Raw genomic sequence first — 25,414 nt, forward strand, 5'->3', positions numbered from 1 at the left:
GTATGAGGTGAACAGCATGTGGACCTGGAAAGCAGACAGACCTGTTGCAGTGATTGTGATGATCCACGGGGCAAGTGAATATCACGGACGATATAAATGGCTGGTTGAAATGTGGAGATCTTCGGGTTATCACGTTGTCATGGGCGATTTGCCGGGTCAGGGGACAACCACAAGGGCAAGAGGTCATATTCGCTCATTTCAAGAATACATTGATGAAGTAGATACTTGGATAGATAAAGCGCGAACCTTTGAGCTGCCTGTTTTTCTACTTGGTCACAGCATGGGCGGCCTGGTCGCGATTGAATGGTTTAAACAGCAAAGAAATCCCCGCATTACGGGAATTATTTTATCATCACCGTGTCTCGGACTGCAAATTAAAGTCAATAAAGCGCTTGACATTGCATCAAGAGGCCTGAATGTCATCGCTCCGTCACTTAAGGTTGATTCGGGATTATCAATTGATATGGCGACGCGTAATGAGGACGTCATCGAGGCAGACCAAAATGATTCGTTATACGTCAGGAAAGTATCTGTCAGATGGTACAGAGAACTGTTAAAAACAATTGAGTCAGCGATGGTGCCGACAGATGCGTTTTTGAGAGTGCCCCTCCTTGTTATGCAGGCAGGTGACGACAAGCTTGTCGACAAAACGATGGTCATCAAGTGGTTTTCAGGTGTTGCTTCCCACAATAAAGCGTACAAAGAGTGGGAAGGGCTTTATCATGAAATATTTAATGAACCCGAAAGAGAAGATGTCTTTAAAGCAGCAAGAGCGTTTACTGATCAATATATTTGAACTAGTTGGGGGTGCATGTGTTGACAGTACCGGAACATCCTTTTGGACTGATGGCAAAAGTATATCGAGATATTTTTCCGCTCGTTCATCAAGAGCTGGACATATGGAAGCAAAAATCAGAATCAATTCATAACAGTGAATTAAAAGCACAGGCAACCGCAAGTATTCGAGACAAAACGTTCCACTGTGAAGGCGGCGGCATACTGGCCTTGTTGTCAGGCAATCAAAAGCAGAAATGCGTCGAGTTTATCATCGCGTATCAAACGATCAGTGATTATCTGGACAATCTGTGCGACCGCAGCACATCACTTGACCCGCAGGATTTTCGGATGCTCCACACCTCAATGCAGGACGCACTGACAGTGGGAGCGGAACCGCAAAATTATTATCAATTCCGTGAAGAACAGGATGACAGTGGATATTTGCATGAGTTGGTCAAAACGTGCCAGCGTGTACTTGGTTCAATTGAGCACTACGACATGATTAAACCGTATCTGCTTGAACTGTGCGGCTATTATTGCGATTTGCAGGTGCATAAGCACGTCATTGAGCATGAGCGTGTTCCGCGGCTTGAGAAGTGGTTTACTCAATATGAATCAGAGCTGCCTGAGATGGAATGGTATGAGTTTTCAGCTTGTGCAGGCTCTACGCTAGGCATTTTCTGTCTTGTTGCGTATTCGTTCCAGCCTGATTTCACAGAAAACACCGCTAAAAAAATCCGCAATAGTTATTTTCCTTACATACAAGGTCTTCACATTCTGCTGGATTATTTGATCGATCAAGAGGAGGACTTGCTAGAAGGGGACTTGAATTTCTGCTCGTATTATCAGTCGCATGAAGAAATGATGAAGCGGCTTGAACACTTTATCCATAAAGCCGACGAACATTTGCAAGGCATTCCGCATGAAAACTTCCATCGTTTAATCAATCGGGGCTTGCTGGGTGTTTATTTGTCAGATGATAAAGTGGCGGGCCAAAAGGAAATGGGCCGGCTCGCGAAGAAGCTGATCAAAGCAAGCGGAAAAACCTCCTTTTTCTTTTATATCAACGGCAGAGCCTACCGGAAATTTCAAAAAATGGCCTGGATGAAAAACTCAAAGAAAAAAGCTCAAATCATTTGCTGATTTGAGCTTTTTTTTCGATGGCGACAATAAATGGCGGGTCATTTTGCTGATTGATAAATCCATATGTTAACACACGGGCTGTTTGCTGGTCCAAGTCCCGGCAAAAGTCAAGCACGTCGTTTTTTTCAGCTTTGCCTTCCGGATGACCATGATAGACGACCAGAACAATCAGGCCCTCATCTTTCATGATGCTGAGAAGCTGTTCAATCGCTTTGATCGTTGAACTGCCGTTCGTCGTAATCGATTTGTCCCCGCCCGGCAGATAGCCGAGGTTAAACACAGCGGCCGCCACTTTGCCATGTGCTTCCAGCGGAAGGAATTCAGCGATTTTGTCGTGGCTTTTGTGAAATAACGTTGTTCGCGCTTGAAATGTCTCGCCGAGCCGTTCCTTCGTATTGACCACGGCTGATTCTTGGATGTCAAATGCGTACACATGGCCGTTTTCACCGACAAGCTCCGCTAAAAACTGCGTATCGTGTCCGTTGCCCATCGTTGCATCTACGACGATATCTCCTTCTCCCGCGGCCATTTTCAGCAGCTCTTTGCTGTAAGGAAGAATTTTTTTCAAAATCATAGCGCTGATTCCTCCTCAAGCCGCTGAAAGAACTTTCCTTGATAGCTGCCGCGATTTTCAAGTTCTTTATTAATGGCGCCAAGCACTTCCCATTTGTTGACGCTCCACATCGGCCCGATCATCAATTCTATCGGCCCGTCACCTGTAATGCGGTGGACGATCATTTCCGGCGGAATGATTTCAAGCTGATCGCAAACGAGCTGCACATATTCATCTTGAGAAAGGAATTCCAGCTTTCCTTTTTCATATTGCTTGACCATCGGTGTGCCTTTCAATAGGTGCAGCAGATGGATTTTAATGCCCTGTACGTCCAAATCTGCGACGGCCTTTGCGGTTTCCATCATCATGTCCCGGTCTTCCAAAGGCAGTCCGTTGATAATATGTGAGCAGACCCGTATGCCGTGTTTTCTTAATTTTTTGACGCCTTCCACATAGCAGTTAAAATCATGTGCGCGGTTGATCAGAAGAGCGGTCCGTTCATGAACCGTTTGAAGCCCAAGCTCCACCCACAGATATGTGCGTTCATTCAGCTCTGCCAAATAGTCAACGACATCATCAGGCAGACAGTCTGGGCGTGTGGCGATCGAAATGCCGACCACATCATCAAGGGCAAGGACGGATTCAAATTTCTCACGAAGCACCTCAACCGGCGCATGCGTATTGGTGAAGGCCTGAAAATAGGCGATGTATTTGCCGTCCTTCCATTTTTCGTGCATGCGGTTTTTGATGTCATGGAATTGCGTAATTAAATCATCGGCCCGATTTCCGGCAAAATCGCCGGAGCCTGCTGCGCTGCAAAATGTACAGCCGCCGTGGGCAACGGTGCCGTCCCGGTTCGGACAGTCAAAGCCGCCGTCCAGCGCCACTTTAAACACCTTATGGCCAAAATGATCTCTGAGATGATAATTCAATGTATGATAGCGTTTTTCCGTATTTGAATAAGGAAAAGGATTGTTCTGCATCACAATTCATGTGCCTCCTTGCGTACGATTGCATCCTAAAATTGTAGCACGCATTTCACAAGAGAACAAATGAATATCGACCATAAATTACTTTATTGAACGAAGTCAGATGGGGCTACAATATGAATGATGGATTGTTTCCATTACCAAGAGGAGGGGTTACTGTGGCAACAAGACAATCAGTAGATGAACATCTCCAGCAATGTATGCAGGCGTATGATTATGCTGAAGAACAGCTGAAAATCGCTTCTAAACAAGAGCATTATAACGATCAAGAATACAGTGATGCACAAATGCAGCTTGAAAACGCGGTAAATGCCTTGAATAAGCTGTGGCTGTCGTCAAATGATCAGCAGAGAGAACAGCTGTACAGAATGAGACTTCAGCTGCAAGCTTTGCAAAATAATATGATCCTGCAGCACCCTCTTGATGTATAAGAAACGGACCCTTTTGATAAGGGTCCGTTTTTTTGTAAAAAAAGGATTGACTTTGTACGTCAAAGTATTTATTGTATTAAGTGTACTAATTGAAGTAATACACTATAGACACTGATGAAAAGTCATTTATATATTGAAATTAAGGGAGGCAGTTATGAAACATAAAAAACGAAACAAACGTAACGTGCCAATGCTAATCACGGCATCTGTGATCGCTTGTTCTTTTTTTCTTGTTCTTGTGATGATCGGTTTTGAATGTCAAAAAAGTATAATTGATCAGTTTTATCTATAAAGGTTCAGATCGTATAGAAAGTAGGGAAGTAAATGATTCAAATCGATCCAAGAAGCTCAACACCCATTTACGAACAAATTATTCAGCAAATGAAAGAGCTTTGTTTGAAAGGGATCATGAAGCCTGGTGATAAGCTTCCTTCTGTCAGAGAATTGGCGACGATCATTATTGCGAATCCGAACACTGTCAGCAAAGCGTACAAAGAGCTTGAGCGAGAGGGGATTATTGAAACGCTTCGGGGCAGAGGGACCTATATATCGGAGAATGCAAAAACGACACTGGTTGAAGGGAAGATGACGATGATTAAAGAGCAACTCAAACAGCTCATCATCGATGCACACTATGCAGGGGTTGAGCTGGAGAAACTGCAAGAATGGATAAAGGAAATCAGCGCTGATGTGAAAGGAGGCACAAAAAATGATTGAACTACGGCAGCTGTCAAAAACGATTGACGGCAATCAGGTATTAAAAGATGTTTCATTAACGATTGAAAAAGGAGAAATCTTCGGACTGCTCGGCCGCAACGGATCAGGCAAAACGACGATGCTCCGCTTAATCCAGCAAATCATTTTCGCAGACAGCGGGACGATTTTATTTGACGGCGTAGAAATTAAAAAGCATCCGAAGGTGAAACAGAATATCATCTACATGCCTGTTCAGAATCCTTTTTATGATAAGTATACATACAAGCAGCTTGTCGATATCCTAAGAAGAATTTATCCGAAATTTGATGTCACGTACGCAAATGAGCTGATGAACAGATACGAAATTCCAGAAACGAAAAAATACCGCGAGCTGTCAACAGGCTTGAAAAAACAGCTGTCGCTCGTTCTGTCGTTTGCGGCGAGACCGGCGCTGATTCTCCTTGATGAGCCGACGGATGGAATAGACGCGGTGACAAGGCATGATGTGCTGCAGCTGATGGTCGATGAAGTGGCAGAGCGTGATACGAGCATTCTGATCACTTCTCACCGGCTTGAGGACATAGAGCGGATGTGCAACCGAATCGGTTTTCTCGAAGATAACAGGCTGACGAATGTGATGGATCTTGATGAGCTAAAAGAAGAATACATCAAAATTCAAATGGCGTTTGATACAGATGTCAATTTGGCCATCAGAGAGCAAAACATTCCGATGCTCGATCAGGCCGGCGTGTTCTATACGGTGCTGATTCCGAAAAGCGACGAAGAGAACAAGAGCTTTTTAAGAGAGCTGAAGCCAAAAGTGTGGAATGAGCTTCCTGTCAACTTGGAAGAAGTGTTCATTGCGAAGTTTGGAGGGAAGCGGAGATGGTAGACCGAGGCCTCCTCTATCGAGAGTGGAAGCAGAATCAAGTGGTGATTTTGTTAAGTATTGTGTTTTTAGTGCTGGCAAATCCGCTTTCTATCGTTAATACGTATTTGACTTATCAAGGATGTCTTGATCGCCAAGACCCGCAATATTGTGATTTTATTGTGAATTATTCCATAAGCAATCTGATAGATATCAACTGGGTGCCGGGTGTCATTTTGGCGGTCTGCTTCCTGGGAATGGAACGTTCGAAAGGCACGATGGATTTTATATTAAGCCTTCCATATAACAGAAGCCAAATTTTTCAGACGAAATTTTGGTTAGGCGGTTTTGTGATTGTGCTGTCACAATTGATTGGTTTTTTACTTGCATGGCTACTAATTCTTGTTTATAGCCCTGAACACGTCTACTATTTTGAGCACAGCAGTGTTGGAGTAATCGTGATTAGTTTTATGGCTTTTTCACTCGTGATGGCCGCCGGAGCGTTAACTGGAAATTCTTTTGCCCAGCTATTAACTGCTCTTTCTGCCGGCATATTGCCGTATTTAATTGTTGCATTGCCGGTTGGAAACTTTGAAGTTGTTTTTGGTGTGAGTATATGGGAATTGTTTCCTTCACCTGAGAGTTATTTCTCTCTGGCAAGCAATTTATCGTATCTAGTACCGATTAGTTACGTTGTAAATGAATGGCTGACTAACAGTAAATATCTTTTATTGATTCCAGCCGTAATGAGCATTCTTTTTTACTTAATTGGATTAATAGGCTTCAAAAAGCTTCCAAGTGAACGAAACGGACACTTTTTCTTATGGAACAAATTAGATCGTCCGGTACAAATCCTTGTCATAGCTTTCGGAATTCTTGGATTTGGGTTATTTGGATATTACTCTGGACATTCCATTATTGGTTATATTTTGGGTATGATCATTGGAGCAGTGGCTGGATTCTTTGTGAGCTACTTCTCTATTTATAAGAAAACGAAACATTAAGAAATACTTTCGGTTTGGAGGGAAGTGATGTGCCGGATTCCGGGCTGCTTTATAAAGAGTGGAAGCAAAATAAAGCTCTGCTAATCATGATTTTTTTGGTATTTATGCTTAGCAATCCTTTTACTGTTTTAAATACGTACATCTCATATCAAGGCTGCGTGGCTAATCAGAACGAGTGGGTCGGAACCTGCGTATTTACGATTAACTATTTAAACGGCACATTTATCTCACTGTTTTGGATTTGGGGTGTTGTTTTGGCGGTCAGCCAGCTTGGGATTGAACGAAGCAAGGGCTTGTTTGATTTTACATTGAGCCTTCCTTATACACGAGGGCAGATATTTAATGCGAAGTTCCTTACCGGCGGAATGGTGATTGTGATACCGCAACTCATAGGTTATGTTTTATCTGTTTTGCTGATAATGCTTTTGAAGCCTGAACAGGCTGTTTATTTTCACAACTACAGCCTGGGAATGACTATCGTCAGCATGCTGGCTTATTCTTTGGTTATGGCTGGAGGAGCTTTGACAGGCAATATTTTCGCACAGCTGCTGGTCTCATTTACCGTCACCATCTTGCCTTTTTTAGTTATTACTCTGCCTGCAATCAACATTGATATCCTTTTTGGCGGAGCAGCATTTTTAGATTACCCTATACCTGAATGGATGCAGTATATATTTCCAATCACATATGTCATTCCAAACTGGGTTGAAGATTCACCGAAATATTTAGTGATTCCGGCTGTGATGAGTATCATGTTCTACATTATCGGCTACATCAGTTTCGTCAAACTGTCTAATGAACGAAACGGGTATTTCTTTTTGTGGAAATCACTTGACCGTCCGGTTCAAGTAATCGTCATTATCATTGGAATCATGGGCTTCGGATATTTTGGATTTTCCGCAACGGAGAGCTTTGCCGGCTATCTTATTGGCATGGCTGCAGGAGCTGTGATCGGTTTCTTCATCAGTTATTTTGCGATTTATAAAAAAACGAAACTTTTATAAGGGAGAGAGAACTTATGATAGATGTTCAGCATATTGACCATTCTTTCACGATCGGGAAAAAGGGCCGTGAGAATGAAGTTCCAGTTTTGAAGGATGTTTCATTAAGCGTGGCGAAAGGGGAAATCGCCTGTATCGTCGGACGAAGCGGCTCAGGAAAATCAACGCTTTTGAATTTAATATCCGGCTACATATCGCCGACAAAAGGGCGGATTGTCATTAATGGGACTGATGTTACGGGCTTTAATGAAAAGGATTGGGCGCAGTTTCGTCTTGACCATTTCGGATTTATTTTTCAAAGCTTTCAGCTTATCCCAGGGTTAACAACGTATGAGAATGTTGAAATGCCGCTGGCGTTAAAAGGGATCAAACCGTCCGAGCGCAAGCAAAAGGTGCAGGACATGCTGAAACGCGTCGGTCTGGAAAATCACGCCGCTCATTATCCGAATGAACTGTCAGGCGGCCAGCAGCAGCGTGTCAGCATTGCGCGAGCATTGATTTTAAACCCATCCATTATTTTAGCGGATGAGCCGACGGGAAGCCTTGATTCAGAAACGGAACAGGAAGTGCTGGAATTGATCAAGCAGCTGAACCGTGAACGTGGCATTACATTTGTGATCATTACTCACGATGATGAAGTCGCTTCTATCGGACATTCAAAATTTCAGCTTCATGACGGTGTGTTAAAAGGGGGAATTACCGTTGAGGTTTAAGGATCAGGTTCATTTTATCAGAAGAAATATGAAGAAAAACAGACTCCGCGTCTTTATGACAATTCTTGCGACAACAATGGCGTGTGCGTTTTTGGTTGTGCTGTCGTCGGTTGGATTCGGTATTCAAAAGACAATCACAGATATGACGATGAGCCAGCAGGTTGTGACTAAAGTCAGTGTAATGGGCAAGGAAGGGGATAAGCCTATTAAAAAAGCTGATTTAGAGAAGTATGATCATGTAAGGTCAGTTGTAGAAAGAACTCAAGTGTATGAACCAAACAAAGCAACTTTAGGCAATCGTACAAATGAAAGCTCTAATCTCATCTTTACTAATATGAGTGATGAATTAAAGGCCAATATGGAATTGGAAAAGGGAAGAGTCGCAAAGTCGGAAAATGAAATCGTAGTAGGATACGACTTTGCAAAGAGATTATTGACGAAAAAGGAATCGGAAGAATATAACAAAAAAATTGAGGAAGCAAAAGGAAATCCAGAAGATATAAAAGAACCAAAAGGCTATACGAAAGACATTCTGAACAAAACAATTGAATTAAGTGTATCAAAAACAGATCCCAAAACAGGGGATGTTAAAAAAACAAAAACATATGACTTTAAAATTGTTGGTATTACAAAAAAGCCATCTCAAGATTGGATGGAGGACTCAAACATCTTCATCAGTGATCAATTCAAAAAAGATTTTTCCGAATTTTTGGATTTTAAAGGCGGAAATGTTGAGACTAACATCGGCGTTTTTGCTGATAAATTTGAGAATGTGGAACAGCTGACAAATGATCTAACAGAAGACGGGTACTATGTTACTTCAGTGACTACCGAGCTTGAGGGAGCCAACACCTTCTTCATGGTCTTCAAAATCGGCTTGATCTTTGTCGGATGTATCGCTGTTATTATCTCTGCAATCGGCATTTTTAACACGATGACAATGGCGGTTACAGAAAGAACTCAGGAAATCGGCATTATGAAAGCGATTGGAGCGAGTCCGTCTATTATTCGCCGAATGTTCTTGATGGAAAGCGCGTATATCGGGATTTTAGGCTGTGTGATTGGGATTATCATTTCTTATGGCGTGAGCTACCTTGTTAACTTGGCCGTTCCAATGATTCTCGCGGCGACAAGCGGGGGCGATGCGGGCGATTTGAATTACACATTCTCCTACATCCCGGTCAGCCTTGTCATCATTGCCGTTGTGATTTGTGGAGGGGTTGCGGTGATTTCCGGAATGAACCCGGCACGAAAAGCAACCAAAACCAACGTACTGACAGCGTTGAGAAGAGAATTATAATGCGTACGAGCCGGCTGAGACAGCCGGCTTTCTCTATAGCGCATGATGGCGTTTTGCTATACACTTGATAAAAAAGGAAAAGGTGCGGTGAGTCGATTGTTTAAACTTTTGCTGATTGAAGATGATGAATCGCTGTTTCATGAAATTAAGGATCGTTTAACGGGATGGTCCTACGATGTATACGGCATTCAGGATTTCAGTCAAGTGCTGCAGGAATTTGCGGCGGTTCAGCCTGATTGTGTCATTATTGATGTCCAGCTTCCTAAATTTGATGGTTTTCATTGGTGCCGGCTGATCCGCTCCCGGTCAAATGTACCGATTCTCTTTTTATCCTCCCGAGATCATCCTGCCGATATGGTGATGTCCATGCAGCTCGGGGCAGATGACTTTATTCAAAAGCCGTTTCATTTTGATGTGCTGATTGCGAAAATCCAAGCGATTTTCCGGCGTGTGTATCATTATAATACGGAGGCGAACACGCTCAAAACGTGGTGCGGGGCTGCCATAGACGCAGAGCAGAACCTCGTCAGCAACGACAAAGGCACTGTTGAACTGACTAAAAATGAAATGTTTATTTTAAAACAATTAATAGAACAAAAAAACAAGATCGTCAGCCGGGAAGAGCTGATCAGAAGCTTGTGGAACGATGAGCGTTTTGTGAGTGATAATACGCTGACCGTCAATGTCAATCGCCTGCGAAAAAAACTGGACGCCCTGCAGCTTGGCACATATATCGAGACGAAGGTCGGCCAAGGCTACCTGGCGAAGGAAGAGGATCATTTCTATGATTAAAGCATTCCTCACTGAAAGGCGAAGCTGGATTGCCGCGTTTTTGTTTCAGCAGGTTTTGATTTTGCTCATTGCTTTTGTTGATCCCTCCATTTCATTTGAAAATGTTCTTTATATGGTGTATTTGTGTGTCTTGTTTTTTATGATATTCCTTTGGGTCCGCTATCGGAAAGAAACGGCGTTTTATAAAAGCCTGAAAACATGGGAGAACAATCTTGATGTGACAGCGATAAGTGAACCGGAAACGCCGTTTGAATCGATGATTGAAAGAAGCATTACCGGACAAACGGAACACTTGAAGCAAACCGCAGACCGGCATCGCTTGGCATTAGAAAATGAAAAAGATGAGCTGATGGCATGGATTCATGAGGTCAAAACCCCATTAACAGCGATGCATTTAATCATTGATAGAATGGAAGACCAAGCTTTGAAATCCCAGCTGTCATATGAATGGCTGCGTATTCACCTGCTTCTTGATCAGCAGCTTCATCAAAAACGCATGTCATTTATTGAAAATGATCTGTCTGTAGAATTCATTCAGCTTCAGCCTTTGATCTTCAAGGAAATCAAAGATTTACAATCGTGGTGTATCCAAAAAGGGATTGGCTTTGATATTCAGCTTGAGGCCGAGGAAGTGCTGAGCGATGCAAAATGGCTGGCATTTATCATCAGGCAGCTGCTGACAAACGCAGTGAAATACAGCGAAGCCTCTGAAATTGAGATCAAAAGCTTTCAAAAAGGGGAGCGGACGCACCTCGAAGTGAAAGACTTTGGCAGAGGCATTGATCAAAAAGATGTGCCGCGTATTTTTGATAAAGGTTTTACATCTACAACGGACCACCATGATCAAGCATCCACTGGCATGGGGCTGTACTTGGCGAAAAAAGCCGCGGCGCCGTTATTGATCCATATTGATGTGCATTCGGAGTTCGGAGCGGGGACAGTTTTTACATTAACCTTTCCAAAACGGAATCAATTTGAACGTGTCATAAGCGTGTGACGAAAATGTCACATGCTTTTCTTTTTTGTTCGCCTAATCGAAGGAAAAGCCCGGCAATCCTTTTTATAATAACATTATCCAATATAAAGGAGACTACGGATATGATGATTTTAGAAGCGAATAAAATTCGAAAAAGCTATGGTAACAAGCTGAATAAACAGGAAGTGCTGAAGGGCATCGATATTCACATTGAAAAGGGTGAATTCGTCAGTATTATGGGTGCTTCCGGATCGGGCAAAACCACTTTGCTCAACGTACTGTCTTCGATTGATCAGGTCAGTCACGGAACGATCAACATTAACGGAAACGAAATGACTACTATGAAGGAAAAGCAGCTGGCTGAATTTAGAAAACAGCATTTAGGCTTTATCTTTCAAGATTACAATTTGTTAGACACACTGACAGTAAAAGAGAATATCCTTCTGCCATTATCGATCACGAAAATATCAAAAAAGGAAGCCAATCGCAAGTTTGAGGAAGTTGCAAAGGAACTGGGAATTTATGAATTACGGGATAAGTACCCGAATGAAATTTCCGGCGGCCAGAAGCAGAGAACATCGGCCGGGAGAGCGTTTATTCATGACCCGAGCATTATTTTCGCTGATGAACCGACCGGCGCGCTGGATTCGAAATCAGCCTCCGATCTATTAAACAAGCTGAGCCAGCTCAATCAAAAACGCAACGCCACGATTATTATGGTCACCCATGATCCTGTCGCGGCCAGCTACTGCGGCAGAGTCATTTTTATTAAGGATGGGCTAATGTATACGCAGCTGAATAAAGGGGGCCAAGACAGGCAGACGTTTTTCCAGGATATCATGAAAACGCAAGGCGTGTTAGGCGGGGTGCAGCATGAACATTAATCAGCTCATCCTGCGAAATCTGAAAAAGAATCTTCGGAATTACTATCTGTATGTGTTTGCGCTAATCTTTAGCGTGGCGCTTTATTTCGCCTTTGTCACACTGCAATATGACCCTGCGATTAACGAAGTGAAGGCTTCAATCAAGGGAGCCGCGGCTATTAAAACCGCTTCGATTTTGCTTGTGGCTGTAGTGGCGATCTTCATTTTATATGCCAATACGATTTTTATTAAGAGACGGAGTAAAGAAATCGGGCTGTTTCAATTAATCGGAATGACGAAGCATAAAATCTTTCGCATCTTAAGTGCAGAAAATATCATGCTGTATTTCGGCTCTTTAGCCATCGGGGTATTTGCCGGGTTTTCAATATCAAAGCTTGTGCTCATGATCTTGTTCAAAATTGTCGATGTCGAAGCTGATGCGAAACTGCATTTTTCCGGGCAAGCCTTGATCCAAACGATCATTGTGTTCTGCGGCATTTACCTTTTGATTATGATCATGAATTATACGTTTATCAAAAACCAGAGTATTTTATCTTTGTTTAAAGTGACGTCCTCCACTGAAGATAAAGTGAAGAGAATATCATTTTTCCAGATGCTGATCGGCGCTTTAGGCATCGTGCTGATTTTGACAGGATACTATGTGTCCTCTGAGCTGTTCGGCGGAAAATTTAAGACCATTAATGAACTGTTTGCTGCGATGAGTTTTATCCTGGGGACCGTCATTATCGGGACGTTTCTCTTCTATAAAGGATCGGTCACGTTTATCTCGAACATCATCCGAAAAAGCAAGGGCGGATACTTAAATATTTCCGAGGTCCTGTCACTGTCATCGATCATGTTCAGAATGAAATCAAATGCGTTGCTGCTGACGATTATTACAACCGTTTCAGCGCTCGCCATCGGGCTGTTATCGCTCGCTTATATTTCGTATTACTCTGCAGAAAAGACTGCTGAACAAAATGTAGCGGCTGATTTTTCATTCATGAATGAGAAAGATGCCAAACAATTTGAAAACAGTTTGAGTGAAAGCAACATTTCGTATGTAAAAAAAGAAACTCCCGTTCTGCAAGCAACTTTTGATGTCACACATATCATGGATGGAAACCCGAAAGAAATGCAGGGCGATCCTAGCAAATTACAGCTTGCCGTTGTCAGCGACAAGAATGTAAAAGGAGTCGATGTGGCGGCTGGAGAGGCGGTTTTCTCAGGGTATACCGACTTGCTGCAAAAAATAATGATTTTAAAAGACTCTGGCAGCATTAAAGTAAACAGCAAGCATGAAACGCAACCATTAAACTATAAAGGATTAAGAGATGAGTTTCTTGTATCCTACACGTTCACAAGCGGGGGAATGCCCACAGTTATAGTGGATGACAGCCTGTATAAACGGCTGAACAAAGATAAAGACCCCCGCATTCAGCTCGCGCAATCTGAATTTATCGGCATCAATGTAAAACAAGAAGACCAGCTGGAAAAAGCAAATGAGCTTTTTCAAAAGGTGAACAAGAAAGATCAGCATTTATCAAGACTGGATACAAGCATTGTGCAAAAATCACTGTTTGGTCTCGTTATGTTCATCGTCGGCTTCTTAGGATTAACGTTCCTGATTACATCGGGATGTATCCTTTATTTTAAACAAATGGGTGAAAGTGAAGATGAAAAACCGAATTATACGATTTTGAGAAAACTCGGTTTTACGCAGAGCGACCTGATAAAGGGGATACGCATCAAACAAATGTACAACTTCGGCATTCCGCTGGTTGTCGGCCTCTTCCACAGCTACTTTGCCGTCCAATCCGGCTGGTTCTTATTCGGATCTGAGGTGTGGACGCCGATGATAGTGGTGATGGTGTTATATACTGCGCTCTACTCCATTTTTGGTTTTCTGTCAGTTCTTTATTATAAGAAGGTTATTAAATCGTCGTTGTAAAACAGCAAAAGCTCCAGAGATTCTGGAGCTTTTTGTTTATCGTTTTGGCGCCCGATAACCGGCGTTTTCAGCTTCTTCTACTGAGCAAAACATTTCAGCCGGGTCGGTTGTCCGGTCATAGTATGTACTGCCAGGCGTGTGGTAGATGCCGTTTTTGCTTCCTTTGATATTACAGCCTTCTGTTGTGTCAGCTGTTTTGTCTTCATCACTTTTATTCGTATTGCTTGAAGAATTTCCAGTGTCTTCATGAGAACTGGCAGTTTGGCTTTTTGCCTCTTTTAATTGCTTTTCAAGCTTTGTTTTATCTTGTTGGAGTGTTTCATTTTCAGCCTTTACCGTTTTTGTATCTTCTTTGAGCTGTTTTTGATTTTCTTGCAGCTCTTTCATCTCTGCTTTTAATGATTTCTCAGTCTTTTTGAGTTCGCTATTTTCTTTTTTTAGCTGTTCAAGCTTGCCTTGATCTTCTGTGTTGTCTTTCAATTTCTTTGCTTCAGAGCTGACAGATTTATATTCTTTCTCAAGTTCTTCATGCTCTTTTGTGAGACTTTTGTATTCGGCGTTTAGCGCTGAATATTTTTTCTCAGCATTTGCTGCAGCAGCATCAGGTTCTGACAATCCTGCTCCGGTGAAGAGCAGCACGAGGCCTCCTATGAAAAGCGGTCAAAAGAGTCTCTTAGAGAAACGTTTTTCCTTTTTCAGCACATATCTGACGAGGTGATACAATCCATAGCCAAGCGAAGTGAGATATGCAAGAAAACCTAAGAATGCTAATGCCATTTCCATAAAATTACCCCTTTTTCTATTTATTTTACATTTTATGAACAATATTTGTTAGATTTTTTCACGCTCATCAGTTGAAAAATGTGAGATAGACAGATAGAATGAATGTGCTATGATAACTGGATTCGTACGGAGCCGTTTTAGGTTTCGTTTTTTTCATGAGCTTTTTTAGGTAAGAAAGGGGGATGAGTATGCCGGGTGCTCTTAAAATTTTAATTATAGGAATGTTTATCAATGTGACAGGTGCTTCTTTTTTATGGCCGCTGAATACGATTTATATCCATAATCATTTAGGGAAGTCATTAACAGTAGCAGGGCTTGTCCTCATGCTGAATTCAGGCGCCAGTGCAGCCGGAAATTTATGCGGCGGTGTTTTGTTTGATAAAATCGGCGGCTTTAAATCGATTATGCTTGGGATTGCGATTACGTTAGCAAGCCTGATGGGCCTTGTCTTTTTTCATGATTGGCCGGCCTATATTGTGCTGCTGACGGTTGTGGGCTTTGGTTCCGGTGTTGTTTTTCCGGCCAGCTACGCAATGGCAGGATCAGTGTGGCCTGAAGGGGGAAGGAAGGCATTTAATGCGATTTATGTCGCGCAAAACGCTGGTGTGGCTGTCGGATCAGCGCTTGGCGGTGTCGTGGCGTCTTTCTCGTTTTCATATGTATTTTTGGCGAATGCTGTATTGTATCTGATCTTTTTCTTTATCGTATATTTCGGGTTTCGAAATATTCAGACGAAGGATGCGTCTCAAACGTCTGTGCTTGATTATGATGCTGTAAACAGCAAAGCAAAATTTGCCGCGCTCATCATATTATGCAGTGGCTATGTACTCGGATGGCTGGCTTATTCTCAGTGGTCTACCACGATTGCTTCGTACACACAAAGCATTGGAATATCTCTTTCCTTATACAGCGTGCTGTGGACGGTTAACGGAATTTTAATTGTGCTTGGCCAGCCGCTTGTCAGTTTTGTGGTGAAAAAATGGGCGGAGTCGCTGAAAGCGCAAATGGTCATCGGGTTTATCATTTTTATTGTATCCTTCAGCATGCTGCTGACGGCAAAGCACTTCCCGATGTTTTTGGCTGCAATGGTGATCCTGACTATCGGGGAAATGCTTGTCTGGCCTGCGGTGCCAACGATTGCCAACCAGCTTGCCCCTAAAGGGAAAGAAGGATTTTATCAAGGCTTTGTCAACAGCGCGGCGACAGGCGGGAGAATGATTGGTCCGCTGTTCGGCGGTTTGCTTGTCGATCACTTCGGCATTCAGGCTCTTGTTTTATCTCTTTTGGTTTTGCTGTTGATCAGTATTGCCACAACGCTTTTATATGACAAACGGATAAAACCGGCAAAAGAAACAAATAGGCAAGCATCAATCTCTTCATAATAAAAGATCCCGCCGGATGAGCGGGATCTTTTTACATGATCGGAAGCACGTTAACGGCATCCTTTACATTTGAATATGTTTTTAGCGATGAAAAATTGGCATCGAGTTTATTCATTTTCATAGCCAATTCGGGCTTAATGCCGGTAATAATTAATTCGGTTCCTGTCAATTTCAGCAAATGGCTCAGCTTGAAAATCTGGTCTGCAGTTTGTTCATTCACTTGTGCCAATCCTGATAAATCAATGATCAGATAATCATCCTTGGATGTTGATAAGATATTCGTCAATGTGCAGACGATGGAATTAAATCGTTCCTCTGTCAGGCTGCCGATCAGCGGAAGAGCCGAAATGCCGTTGCGAATCGGGACAATAGGCGTTGAAAGTGCAGTAATTTCTGTGAGGGAATCCTCGAGAAGCTTTTCATACTCTTTTTGCTTGGTGATGTCTTTTTGAATACCGACAAAATAGGTCTTGCCTTCAATCTCCAGTGGATCAATATTTAATTCATTCCAGAACATTGTTCCGTCTTTTTTGTAGTTTTGGATCTGAACGGTAACCGGCTCTTTATTTTGTAGCGCGGTTCTGATGTTGTCTACTTCAGCGGGGTCTGTGTGTTTTCCCTGTAAGAAGCGGCAGTTCTTTCCTAAAATCTCCTCAGCTTCATAGCCGGTCATTTGAACAAAGCCTTGGTTGACGTAGACAATAGGATTGTCTTCAAGTGCGGGATCTGTAATTACCACACCGACTCGCGCGTGATCAAGCGCTTTTTTGATGACTTCCAGCTGTCCTTGTACTCCAAATGATTGAAAACTAGCCATATAAATCCCCCTTAGGCTGTCAGCTAACTGTGCGAAAGCCTGGTACTCCCCTTTTTGTAATGAATTCTACAGTAACCGTAGCACAACACATGTTCTGATTCAAGCAAGCGCAGTTTGTTGTTTGTCATTAGGGCTTGTCCTCGTATACACTAAAAATAAGAACAGAGATTGAACATATGAACGGAAGAATATTGTATAAGCTTAATAAGTGACTAGGTCAATGTCACTGGGTGAAAAATGAATCCAATGCATCAAGCTTACCGATCATGTGTTCACATATAATGGAAGAAACAAGCTTTTTCAGATTTGCCAGTATGTAGATATCGAAAATCATCGGAATCGTTTAAGGGGGCTGGATGGCCTGAAGTCGCTTTACGAAATAAGGGCTTTAGGAAGGTGATGATGAAGATGCTGCATCAGGTACTCATTGCTTGTGTAATTGGAGGTATCATGGGGATTCTCGGTCATGTGAAAAAGAGAGGCAGGCTGGAGAAGCCCAGAATGACGAAGCGGTTTATCTACCTTGGATTTTTGGAAGATTGGTTTATCGGAATGACGGCTTCCATTTTACTTGTATTATCCGCTGACCCCGATTCAGGAATTCAACTTGTCATCTTATCCATTATCTCAGGCTACGGCGGTGAAGCTGTTCTCAGAAGTTTTGACTTTGTTAGAGAACTGAACAGCGGCGGCGAACCGGCCGAGTCCAAACGTCAAACCAAAACTCCACCCGAATAATTGTCCTCAATCCTCGCCCGTTCAGGGTACATTCCCATTGTATACAAACCTGCTTGCACTTATGAACAGAATTCTATAAAATACAGTTAAGATTACGGTTGCGATAAGAACAATGAAGAGGAGCAGTAAGAAGCAGATATTGTAACAGAGAGTTGACGGCTGGTGAAAGTCAATCAAGTTTGTTTCCGAACTCACCTCAGAGTTGCAGCGGTGAAAAGCCGCTGACGCATAACTGCGTTAAAAGTATCAAGTGAGTGCGGCGAATGCCGCGCTAACGAGGGTGGTACCGCGGGAAAACGAAAGTCTCTCGTCCCTTTTAGGGATGAGGGAGTTTTTTTTAGTTTGGGAATATTCTGAATATAATCCTCTCCTTCCCGTCAATACTTGAACCATAAACGCCGTATTCAATCAGAAGGAGGTTTTTACTTTGAGTTTTCAGCACAAAGAGATAGAAAAGAAATGGCAAACATATTGGCTTGAAAACAAAACATTTGCCACTCTTGATAATAATGAAAAACAAAAATTTTACGCGCTCGACATGTTCCCTTATCCGTCAGGAGCGGGATTGCACGTCGGCCATCCTGAAGGATATACAGCTACGGATATTCTGTCCCGCATGAAGCGGATGCAGGGCTATGATGTCCTTCATCCAATGGGCTGGGACGCATTCGGCCTGCCGGCTGAACAATACGCGCTGGACACAGGGAACGATCCCGCTGTGTTTACGAAGCAGAATATCGATAATTTCCGCCGCCAAATTCAGTCGCTTGGCTTTTCGTATGACTGGGATCGTGAAATCAATACGACTGACCCTGAATACTATAAATGGACGCAATGGATTTTCTTAAAGCTTTACGAAAAAGGCCTTGCTTACGTTGACGAAGTGCCTGTAAACTGGTGCCCTGCGCTTGGAACGGTTCTTGCCAATGAAGAAGTTATTGACGGCAAGAGCGAACGCGGCGGCCATCCGGTCGAGAGACGCCCGATGAAGCAGTGGATGCTGAAAATTACAGCATATGCGGACAGGCTTCTTGAAGACTTGGAAGAGCTTGACTGGCCGGAAAGCATTAAAGATATGCAGCGCAACTGGATCGGCCGCTCTGAAGGCGCGCACGTTCATTTTGCTATAGATGGACATGATGAATCCTTTACGGTGTTTACGACAAGACCAGATACGCTGTTTGGCGCTACATACACTGTGCTTGCTCCGGAACACGCATTGGTGGAAAACATCACAACGGCAGAGCAAAAAGAAGCTGTTGAAGCATATATCAAAGAAATTCAATCAAAGAGTGACCTTGAGCGTACAGATCTTGCGAAAACAAAGACAGGCGTTTTCACAGGAGCTTATGCGATCAATCCTGTAAACGGAGAAAAATTGCCGATCTGGATTGCGGATTACGTTCTTGCATCATACGGAACAGGTGCTGTCATGGCTGTTCCTGGCCACGATGAGCGTGATTTTGAATTCGCCAAAACATTCGGCCTTCCAGTGAAGGAAGTTGTGAAAGGCGGAAACGTTGAGGAAGCAGTGTACACTGGCGACGGCGAACACGTGAACTCTGATTTTCTGAACGGCCTTAACAAGCAGGAAGCGATTGAGAAAGTGATTGCTTGGCTGGAAGAAACGAAAAACGGTGAGAAGAAAGTGACGTACCGTCTGCGCGACTGGCTCTTCAGCCGCCAGCGTTATTGGGGCGAGCCGATTCCGGTTATTCATTGGGAAGACGGAACATCTACGGCTGTGCCGGAAGAGGAGCTGCCGTTGATTTTGCCGAAAACGGATGAAATCAAACCGAGCGGAACAGGTGAATCACCGCTTGCGAACATTAAAGATTGGGTGGAAGTCACAGACCCTGAGACAGGGAAAAAAGGAAGAAGAGAAACGAATACAATGCCGCAATGGGCGGGAAGCTGCTGGTATTTCTTGCGCTATATTGATCCGCGGAATCCGGATCAGCTGGCATCACCAGAGAAATTGGAAAAATGGCTTCCTGTTGATATGTATATCGGCGGCGCAGAACATGCCGTGCTTCACCTTCTGTATGCCCGCTTCTGGCATAAGTTCCTTTATGATATCGGCGTAGTGCCGACGAAAGAACCGTTCCAAAAGCTGTACAATCAAGGAATGATTCTCGGCGAAAACAACGAAAAAATGAGTAAATCTAAAGGGAACGTCGTTAACCCTGACGAAATCGTTGCCTCTCACGGCGCTGATACGCTGAGATTATACGAAATGTTCATGGGGCCGCTTGATGCTTCAATCGCCTGGTCTGAATCAGGATTAGACGGCGCGCGCCGCTTCCTTGATCGCGTATGGCGCCTGTTTGTTGAAGACAGCGGTGAGCTTAATGGCAAAATCGTTGAAGGCGCTGGTGAAACATTGGAGCGCGTGTATCATGAAACGGTCATGAAAGTCACAGACCATTACGAAGGCCTTCGTTTCAACACGGGTATTTCCCAGCTGATGGTCTTTATTAATGAAGCTTATAAAGCAACAGAGCTGCCGAAAGAATATATGGAAGGCTTCGTGAAGCTTCTTTCTCCTGTCGCGCCTCATTTAGCGGAAGAACTTTGGGAAAAGCTTGGCCATTCCGGCACGATTGCATACGAAGCTTGGCCTGTATATGATGAAACGAAACTTGTCGATGATGAAGTTGAAATCGTTGTTCAGCTGAACGGAAAAGTAAAAGCGAAATTACAGGTGCCTGCCGATGCGACGAAAGAACAGCTGGAACAGCTTGCTCAAGCAGATGAAAAGATCAAAGAGCAGCTTGAAGGCAAAACGATTCGAAAAATCATCGCGGTGCCTGGCAAGCTTGTCAATATTGTGGCAAACTAAGCCTAGAAAAATCCCCTTTGTCAAAGGGGATTTTTTTTCATCAGTCTCTAAATAGCAATCGCCCAGCTGACTTTGATATACTGAACATGATCATTGTGAATAGGAGTGTTTTCTTTGGAGATAAAAGAAATCAGCACAGCCGCTTTGAAAGAAAAAATTGAGGCGGACGAAGAACTATATTTAATTGATGTAAGAGAAGATGAAGAAGTGGCGGAAGGCATGATCCCGCAAGCCGTTCATATTCGGATGGGGGATATTCCTGAAAAAATGGACACCCTTGATAAAGACAAAGAGTACGTATTTATCTGCCGCTCAGGAATGCGCAGCATGAATGTCTGCAGGTACTTGGATGAGCAAGGCTTTAAAACAGTCAATGTTGAAGGCGGCATGATGGCCTGGGAAGGCGAAACAAAACCAAAAAACTAGGGGAGAGCGGTCCCCTAGTTTTTTATTTGTATTCCGGAAGCCAATCGCCGTGTGCTGCAAATAAATCGTCACACATGGAGATGATGTCAGTCATGGAAAGCTCCGCGCTTGTATGCGGATCAAGCATTGCCGCTTGGTAAACCGCTTCTTTTTTCCGTGTGACAGCGGCTTCAATTGTCATCAGCTGTGTATTAATATTCGTCCGGTTTAAGGCTGCAAGCTGCTCAGGCAGTTCTCCGGCGAAGCACGGCGTAATTTTTTTTCTGTCGGCGACGCATGTCACTTCCACAACCGCTTTTGAAGGCAGATTGGTGATCAATCCTGTATTCAAGACGTTTCCTCCGAAGGTGAACGGCTTGTTCGTTTCCATTGCTTCTATAATTCTTGAACCATATTCCTTTGAGCGCTTGTGCGTAAGGTTTTTATTGTTGACGATATCCTCCCGCATTTTCTCCCAATCTTGAATCTGTTTGACGCATCTTCTCGGATATTCGTCGAGCGGGATTTGCAGCTCGCTGATCAGCTCGGGATAGTTCCGTTTAATAAAGTATGGATGGTATTCTGCGTTGTGTTCGGACGATTCGGTGACATAATAGCCGAACTTATCCATCAATTCAAACCGCACCATATCATGATGCTTTGTTTTTTGTTTTTCTTTCGCTCTCCTTTTGATTTCCGGATAGAGATCTGCGCCGTCTTTTTTGACTTCCAAAAGCCAAGCCATATGATTGATGCCCGCGATGCGTTCCTCGATTCCGTCATGCTCCATTCCGAGAGATTTGAATAAATCCTTCGTGCACACTTGAACACTGTGGCAGAGCCCGATTGTTTTGATATTCGTATAGCGGAGCATGGCACCTGTAAGAGAAGCCATTGGATTTGTATAGTTTAAAAACCACGCATCCGGGCACATGTCTTCCATATCTTTTGCGATATCAAATAAGACCGGGATGGTTCTGAGTGACCTGAAGATCCCGCCGATGCCGACTGTGTCGGCAATCGTCTGACGAAGCCCGTACCGTTTAGGAATCTCGAAATCTATGACTGTGCTCGGTTTATATCCTCCAACCTGGATCGCATTGATGACATAGCTTGCGTTCTGCAAGGCGAGTTTTCTGTCATCGTAGCTGTTGATGGCCACGCTCGGGTTATAGCGGTCTCTCAGATTTTCGAGCATGAGCTGGGATTCCTGCAAGCGTTTTGGATCAATGTCAAAAAGTGCGAATTCAAAGCCATTCAGCGCTTCTGTTAACAAGCAGTCTCCCAAAACATTTTTGGCGAAAATGGTGCTCCCTGCACCGATAAATGTAATCTTTTTCATATGGCTTCCTCCTTTAATGTTATCCCTTTACCGCTCCGGATGACAGGCCGGCAATAAAGTATTTTTGCAGCGCCAAAAACAGAATAACCATCGGCAGCATCGCCATGAGCGCGGCTGCGGCAACTAAATGCAGATTGTTGGCGTTTTCTCCGAAAAAACCTGCCATGGCCACTGTTAATGTTTGAACCTTTTGATCTTGTAAAAAGAAAATCGCAAATTGATAGTCGTTCCATATGAAGACACAGGAAATAATACAGATGGTCGCAGTGATCGGCTTCAGCAGAGGAAACACGATCGTAAAAAAGATTTTCAGCATGCCTGCGCCGTCAATTCTTGCGGCTTCTTCAAGCTCTTTTGGAATGGTCGAACGGATAAAGCCTGAATACAAGAATACGGTTAACGGCATATAAGCCGCTGTATTGATCAAAATGGCGATGGCGTGTGTATTGACCATTCCGGCGTCCACGACCATTCTGTACAAAGGCACCATGGACGTTAATGGAGGGATGATCATAATGGATATCAGCAAGGCGAAAACGGCTTTATTCAGCTTCGTTTCCCGCCGGGCAAGAGGGTAGGCGGCAAGTGAACCGAATACGATCAATAACAAGGCAGAAAAACCTGTGATGATAATGGTGTTCATAAAAGAGTTTCCAAGCGAAGCGCGCTCCCATGCCTCTGAAAAATTATGAAAGGAGATGTCAGCTGGAAACAGCCATTTTGAACTGTAATCTCCTTTTGCTTTTATTGAAGTGGTCAACAGGATGTAAAAAGGAATAAAATGCGCAAAGGCCACAATGGCGGCAAGAATCGTAATGATCCACAGTTTTTTTGAACGGGCGGCTTTCATGACATTTCCGTCTCCTTTCTTTTAAAGTACGCAAGCGCGCAAAAGCTGATGATCAAAATGACAAATGCCATAAATATGCCTTGCGTTGCAGCATAGCCGGCATCCTGCCGTTTGAAGTACAAATCATACATAAACGTGGACATGGATTGCGACGCATTTCCGGGGCCGCCTGCGGTGAGCGCGATAATGACGTCAAACAGCTTTAAGCCTCCGATAATATTGATAACCATATTAATCGTGATTGAGGGCATTAACAGCGGCAGCGTGATCGTGAAAAACTGCTGGCCTTGTTTCGCGCCATCCATTTGCGCCGCTTCGTAGTAGTCTTTCGGAATGCTTTGCAGGCCTGCCAAGTAGACTACCATCGCAATCCCGACATATTGATAGGTGTTAATCATGACAATGATCCACGGATTGAGCGATGGACTGGCTAGCGCATTGATCGGGCTGATGCCGAAAACACCGAGCAAATCGTTGAGCGCACCTCCGTCATAGGAGAAGAAAAAGTACCAAATGTAGCCCATAATGAGCGGGCTGATCATCACCGGCAAATACACAATCGTTCTTGTTACCGCTTTCATTTTGATGCTTTGATTTAAGAGCAGGGCGTACAAGAGTCCGACCACGTTTTGAAAAAAGGTGCTGCCGAGCCCGTAAAGCAGCGTGTTTTTTAAGATGTGCCAAGTATCAGGATCAGAAAACAGCCTTTCATATTGCGCGAACCCCACCCATTGGTAGACTTGAGAAAAGCCGTTCCAGTTTGTAAAGGTGATCAATGCACCTTTCACAAACGGATAAATCATAAAGACCAGAACGGAGAGCAAAGCAGGAATATACATCCACCAAAGTGAGGACTGCTTTTTCGGCTTAACCTGTTCCACATGAACATCCCTTGCGATCTCACTCATTGTTTTCAGCTCCCTGTGTTTCCGATTGCTCCCGGAGTCGTTTATATTCTCTTTCCAGCTTCTTCGAAATCTCTTGAGGTGTCAAAATGTCAGCCGCAAGCTCCTGCCCGACCGTGCCCAGGACGTCCCACATTCCATTTGGCAGGTATAAACGGTCGAAGTAAGGTTCGACTTTGACATCTTGATAATGCTCATAGTCATTTGCGTAGAAAATATCAGCTTTCACATTGGTCAGCCCTGAAGGAAGTGATGTGGCTTCGGCCATTTGTTTGGCATTGGCGGAACGGGCCATAAATGCGATAAATTCTTTTGCTTCTTTTAAGTAGGGCGAGTCTTTCCATGCCGCAAGCGTGTAGCGTTCGCCGCCGATCCATATTGGGTCATCTCCGGCATGTATGGCAGGTGTCGGGATAATGCCGACCTTGACGTTCGGGTTGATCTGAGCAACGTCCTGGCCGAGTGTGCCGCCTTGCATTGTAAAGGCGATTTTATTTTGGGCCATTAATTCGATCAGCTGTGATTTTTTTGCGGTTACGGCGTCAATATTGATTAGTTTTTCTTTCTGCATTTGTTTAAGGATGTCTGATAAATAAGTGAATTTGCTCCAATGAAAGGTACCGTTGATGAGCTGTTTTTTTTCATTATGGGCAGGATCTGTGATGAGAAGAGGTGTAGCGAATTGGTCGTAATATTGGGCGAATGAGCTTTTGTCATATCCGGCAAACCAGAAGGGAACAATCTTTCCCTTGCTCTTTTCTTTAATCGTTCTCAGCGCTTTCATAAAGTCATCCATCGTTTCCGGCGGATCAATGCCGTAACGGTCTAAAATATTACGGTTATACGCCAAGCCGTCTTTTGCCTGATTGATCGGATAGGCATACACCTTTCCGCTTTTATCTTTGAGGATGCTGTTTAAATTAGGATCGAGATCTTGAGTCCATTCCATATCCCGGAGATCTGCTGTATATTCTCCGTATCTGATTTTCCCCCAGCCATGTGTATCGAAAAGAGCAGGCAAATCATTGGCTGCCATTCTGACACGCATCATATTTTCATAGTCATTGCCTGGGAAATGAAGGCTGACACGAATGTCACTGTGTTCCTTTTCAAACGCTGCCGCCAGTTTTCTGAACGTAGCTCTTTCACTGTCCGTTGACATTGTAGAATAAATGGTTAACGTCTTTTTTGCGGTATCTGCTGAGCTTTTCTCTGCTGAGCAGCCGGGCAGAATAAGCAGAATAAGAGAGAGAAATAAAACAAAAGTGTGTTTCATCTTTTCCTCCTTATCAT

25 protein-coding genes, 1 pseudogene and 1 other annotated feature are annotated in these 25,414 nt (G+C 43.6%); of the genes and pseudogenes, 18 read left to right on the forward strand and 8 right to left on the reverse strand.

Going from position 1 to position 25,414, the window contains the following annotated elements; translation table 11 throughout:
- Positions 1-16: 16 nt before the first annotated feature.
- Both ytpA and tbcS read left to right on the forward strand, forming a co-directional pair.
- Positions 17-796 (forward strand): phospholipase YtpA, encoded by a 780-nt coding sequence (ytpA, locus tag LWH95_RS15620; protein WP_003238021.1) that lies wholly within the window; start codon positions 17-19, stop codon positions 794-796.
- A 20-nt stretch (positions 797-816) separates the two neighbouring features.
- Positions 817-1,920, forward strand: coding sequence for a tetraprenyl-beta-curcumene synthase (tbcS, locus tag LWH95_RS15625; RefSeq protein ID WP_019259257.1), 1,104 nt, complete (start codon positions 817-819; stop codon positions 1,918-1,920).
- Here tbcS and LWH95_RS15630 read toward each other — a convergent pair.
- Together LWH95_RS15630 and LWH95_RS15635 are read right to left on the reverse strand one after the other, a co-directional pair.
- Positions 1,910-2,494 carry a tRNA (mnm(5)s(2)U34)-methyltransferase gene (locus LWH95_RS15630; RefSeq protein ID WP_232919935.1) on the reverse strand — a complete coding sequence of 195 codons (585 nt, stop codon included), beginning with the start codon at positions 2,492-2,494 and terminating at the stop codon, positions 1,910-1,912. The two genes, tbcS and LWH95_RS15630, sit on opposite strands and share 11 nt — an antisense overlap.
- Positions 2,491-3,459, reverse strand: a complete 969-nt coding sequence (locus tag LWH95_RS15635; protein WP_148982208.1) for a TIGR01212 family radical SAM protein — start codon at positions 3,457-3,459, stop codon at positions 2,491-2,493. The genes LWH95_RS15630 and LWH95_RS15635 overlap by 4 nt, the downstream gene beginning before the upstream one ends.
- Before the next feature lie 161 nt (positions 3,460-3,620).
- Here LWH95_RS15635 and LWH95_RS15640 point away from each other — a divergent pair, with 161 nt between their 5' ends.
- From LWH95_RS15640 to LWH95_RS15695, 12 genes are all read left to right on the forward strand, one after another.
- Positions 3,621-3,893, forward strand: a complete 273-nt coding sequence (locus LWH95_RS15640; RefSeq protein WP_003238017.1) for a YtzC family protein — start codon at positions 3,621-3,623, stop codon at positions 3,891-3,893.
- Between the two features lie 154 nt (positions 3,894-4,047).
- The gene (locus tag LWH95_RS15645; RefSeq protein ID WP_003238016.1) at positions 4,048-4,185 is read left to right on the forward strand and encodes a hypothetical protein; all 138 of its coding nucleotides are present in this window, start codon (positions 4,048-4,050) and stop codon (positions 4,183-4,185) included.
- Positions 4,186-4,217: 32 nt separating this feature from the next.
- Positions 4,218-4,610, forward strand: coding sequence for a GntR family transcriptional regulator YtrA (ytrA, locus tag LWH95_RS15650; protein WP_003238015.1), 393 nt, complete (start codon positions 4,218-4,220; stop codon positions 4,608-4,610).
- On the forward strand, positions 4,603-5,481 hold the full coding sequence (gene ytrB / locus LWH95_RS15655) for an ABC transporter ATP-binding protein YtrB (protein ID WP_003223329.1): 879 nt from the start codon (positions 4,603-4,605) through the stop codon (positions 5,479-5,481). The genes ytrA and ytrB overlap by 8 nt, the downstream gene beginning before the upstream one ends.
- A complete protein-coding gene (ytrC, locus tag LWH95_RS15660) occupies positions 5,475-6,461 on the forward strand; it encodes an ABC transporter permease YtrC (protein ID WP_232919936.1) in 987 nt (328 codons plus the stop codon). Before ytrB ends, ytrC begins: the two co-directional genes overlap by 7 nt.
- 29 nt (positions 6,462-6,490) lie before the next feature.
- Positions 6,491-7,465, forward strand: a complete 975-nt coding sequence (locus LWH95_RS15665) for an ABC transporter permease (protein WP_232919937.1) — start codon at positions 6,491-6,493, stop codon at positions 7,463-7,465.
- Positions 7,466-7,479: 14 nt separating this feature from the next.
- Positions 7,480-8,175, forward strand: a complete 696-nt coding sequence (gene ytrE / locus LWH95_RS15670; protein WP_232919938.1) for an ABC transporter ATP-binding protein YtrE — start codon at positions 7,480-7,482, stop codon at positions 8,173-8,175.
- Positions 8,165-9,475 (forward strand): ABC transporter permease YtrF, encoded by a 1,311-nt coding sequence (gene ytrF / locus LWH95_RS15675; RefSeq protein ID WP_084992837.1) that lies wholly within the window; start codon positions 8,165-8,167, stop codon positions 9,473-9,475. The genes ytrE and ytrF overlap by 11 nt, the downstream gene beginning before the upstream one ends.
- A 96-nt stretch (positions 9,476-9,571) precedes the next feature.
- On the forward strand, positions 9,572-10,267 hold the full coding sequence (gene bceR / locus LWH95_RS15680; RefSeq protein ID WP_032731980.1) for a two-component response regulator BceR: 696 nt from the start codon (positions 9,572-9,574) through the stop codon (positions 10,265-10,267).
- The gene (locus tag LWH95_RS15685) at positions 10,260-11,264 is read left to right on the forward strand and encodes a HAMP domain-containing histidine kinase (protein ID WP_003238008.1); all 1,005 of its coding nucleotides are present in this window, start codon (positions 10,260-10,262) and stop codon (positions 11,262-11,264) included. The genes bceR and LWH95_RS15685 overlap by 8 nt, the downstream gene beginning before the upstream one ends.
- Positions 11,265-11,365: 101 nt before the next feature.
- Complete coding sequence (gene bceA, locus LWH95_RS15690; RefSeq protein WP_003238007.1) at positions 11,366-12,127, forward strand: bacitracin ABC transporter ATP-binding protein BceA; 762 nt, start codon at positions 11,366-11,368, stop codon at positions 12,125-12,127.
- Complete coding sequence (locus LWH95_RS15695) at positions 12,117-14,057, forward strand: FtsX-like permease family protein (protein ID WP_119914175.1); 1,941 nt, start codon at positions 12,117-12,119, stop codon at positions 14,055-14,057. The genes bceA and LWH95_RS15695 overlap by 11 nt, the downstream gene beginning before the upstream one ends.
- 36 nt (positions 14,058-14,093) lie before the next feature.
- Here LWH95_RS15695 and LWH95_RS15700 read toward each other — a convergent pair.
- Positions 14,094-14,840, reverse strand: a pseudogene (locus LWH95_RS15700) (LMBR1 domain-containing protein).
- 188 nt (positions 14,841-15,028) lie between these two features.
- Between LWH95_RS15700 and LWH95_RS15705 the strand changes: the two are divergent.
- Positions 15,029-16,222 (forward strand): MDR family MFS transporter, encoded by a 1,194-nt coding sequence (locus tag LWH95_RS15705; protein ID WP_232919939.1) that lies wholly within the window; start codon positions 15,029-15,031, stop codon positions 16,220-16,222.
- A 31-nt stretch (positions 16,223-16,253) separates the two neighbouring features.
- Here LWH95_RS15705 and LWH95_RS15710 read toward each other — a convergent pair whose 3' ends face one another.
- A complete protein-coding gene (locus tag LWH95_RS15710; protein WP_003238003.1) occupies positions 16,254-17,039 on the reverse strand; it encodes a blue-light photoreceptor in 786 nt (261 codons plus the stop codon).
- Between the two features lie 402 nt (positions 17,040-17,441).
- Here LWH95_RS15710 and LWH95_RS15715 point away from each other — a divergent pair, with 402 nt between their 5' ends.
- From LWH95_RS15715 to LWH95_RS15725, 3 genes are all read left to right on the forward strand, one after another.
- Positions 17,442-17,777: a DUF4257 domain-containing protein gene (locus LWH95_RS15715; RefSeq protein ID WP_003246114.1), complete on the forward strand. Its 336-nt coding sequence runs from the start codon at positions 17,442-17,444 to the stop codon at positions 17,775-17,777.
- Between the two features lie 103 nt (positions 17,778-17,880).
- Positions 17,881-18,095: a binding site (T-box leader), on the forward strand.
- A gap of 109 nt (positions 18,096-18,204) precedes the next feature.
- Entirely contained in the window at positions 18,205-20,619 is a 2,415-nt protein-coding gene (gene leuS, locus LWH95_RS15720) for a leucine--tRNA ligase (RefSeq protein ID WP_003237999.1), read from the forward strand.
- A 114-nt stretch (positions 20,620-20,733) separates the two neighbouring features.
- Complete coding sequence (locus LWH95_RS15725; protein ID WP_003237998.1) at positions 20,734-21,045, forward strand: rhodanese-like domain-containing protein; 312 nt, start codon at positions 20,734-20,736, stop codon at positions 21,043-21,045.
- 22 nt (positions 21,046-21,067) lie between these two features.
- On the opposite strand, the gene melA is transcribed toward LWH95_RS15725, so the two are convergent.
- From melA to LWH95_RS15745, 4 genes are read right to left on the reverse strand one after another with little or no spacing between them, the layout of a single operon-like run.
- Complete coding sequence (gene melA, locus LWH95_RS15730) at positions 21,068-22,366, reverse strand: alpha-galactosidase MelA (RefSeq protein ID WP_232919940.1); 1,299 nt, start codon at positions 22,364-22,366, stop codon at positions 21,068-21,070.
- A 19-nt stretch (positions 22,367-22,385) separates the two neighbouring features.
- On the reverse strand, positions 22,386-23,216 hold the full coding sequence (locus LWH95_RS15735; protein WP_232919941.1) for a carbohydrate ABC transporter permease: 831 nt from the start codon (positions 23,214-23,216) through the stop codon (positions 22,386-22,388).
- Complete coding sequence (locus LWH95_RS15740; protein WP_232919942.1) at positions 23,213-24,124, reverse strand: carbohydrate ABC transporter permease; 912 nt, start codon at positions 24,122-24,124, stop codon at positions 23,213-23,215. Before LWH95_RS15740 ends, LWH95_RS15735 begins: the two co-directional genes overlap by 4 nt.
- Positions 24,117-25,397, reverse strand: a complete 1,281-nt coding sequence (locus tag LWH95_RS15745) for an ABC transporter substrate-binding protein (protein ID WP_232919943.1) — start codon at positions 25,395-25,397, stop codon at positions 24,117-24,119. Before LWH95_RS15745 ends, LWH95_RS15740 begins: the two co-directional genes overlap by 8 nt.
- Positions 25,398-25,414 lie beyond the last annotated feature (17 nt).

Origin of the sequence: Bacillus sp. G16, from assembly GCF_021282335.1 — a bacterium.
In the GTDB taxonomy this organism is placed as follows: Bacteria; Bacillota; Bacilli; order Bacillales; family Bacillaceae; genus Bacillus; species Bacillus inaquosorum.

Coding starts and splice junctions, on each gene's coding strand:
- ytpA (WP_003238021.1), top strand. CDS start 17: ATGTGGACCTGGAAAGCAGACAGACCTGTTGCAGTGATTGTGATGATC.
- LWH95_RS15630 (WP_232919935.1), bottom strand. CDS start 2,494: ATGATTTTGAAAAAAATTCTTCCTTACAGCAAAGAGCTGCTGAAAATG.
- LWH95_RS15645 (WP_003238016.1), top strand. CDS start 4,048: ATGAAACATAAAAAACGAAACAAACGTAACGTGCCAATGCTAATCACG.
- ytrA (WP_003238015.1), top strand. CDS start 4,218: ATGATTCAAATCGATCCAAGAAGCTCAACACCCATTTACGAACAAATT.
- ytrB (WP_003223329.1), top strand. CDS start 4,603: ATGATTGAACTACGGCAGCTGTCAAAAACGATTGACGGCAATCAGGTA.
- ytrC (WP_232919936.1), top strand. CDS start 5,475: ATGGTAGACCGAGGCCTCCTCTATCGAGAGTGGAAGCAGAATCAAGTG.
- ytrE (WP_232919938.1), top strand. CDS start 7,480: ATGATAGATGTTCAGCATATTGACCATTCTTTCACGATCGGGAAAAAG.
- LWH95_RS15685 (WP_003238008.1), top strand. CDS start 10,260: ATGATTAAAGCATTCCTCACTGAAAGGCGAAGCTGGATTGCCGCGTTT.
- bceA (WP_003238007.1), top strand. CDS start 11,366: ATGATGATTTTAGAAGCGAATAAAATTCGAAAAAGCTATGGTAACAAG.
- LWH95_RS15695 (WP_119914175.1), top strand. CDS start 12,117: ATGAACATTAATCAGCTCATCCTGCGAAATCTGAAAAAGAATCTTCGG.
- LWH95_RS15705 (WP_232919939.1), top strand. CDS start 15,029: ATGCCGGGTGCTCTTAAAATTTTAATTATAGGAATGTTTATCAATGTG.
- LWH95_RS15710 (WP_003238003.1), bottom strand. CDS start 17,039: ATGGCTAGTTTTCAATCATTTGGAGTACAAGGACAGCTGGAAGTCATC.
- LWH95_RS15715 (WP_003246114.1), top strand. CDS start 17,442: ATGAAGATGCTGCATCAGGTACTCATTGCTTGTGTAATTGGAGGTATC.
- melA (WP_232919940.1), bottom strand. CDS start 22,366: ATGAAAAAGATTACATTTATCGGTGCAGGGAGCACCATTTTCGCCAAA.
- LWH95_RS15735 (WP_232919941.1), bottom strand. CDS start 23,216: ATGAAAGCCGCCCGTTCAAAAAAACTGTGGATCATTACGATTCTTGCC.
- LWH95_RS15740 (WP_232919942.1), bottom strand. CDS start 24,124: ATGAGTGAGATCGCAAGGGATGTTCATGTGGAACAGGTTAAGCCGAAA.
- LWH95_RS15745 (WP_232919943.1), bottom strand. CDS start 25,397: ATGAAACACACTTTTGTTTTATTTCTCTCTCTTATTCTGCTTATTCTG.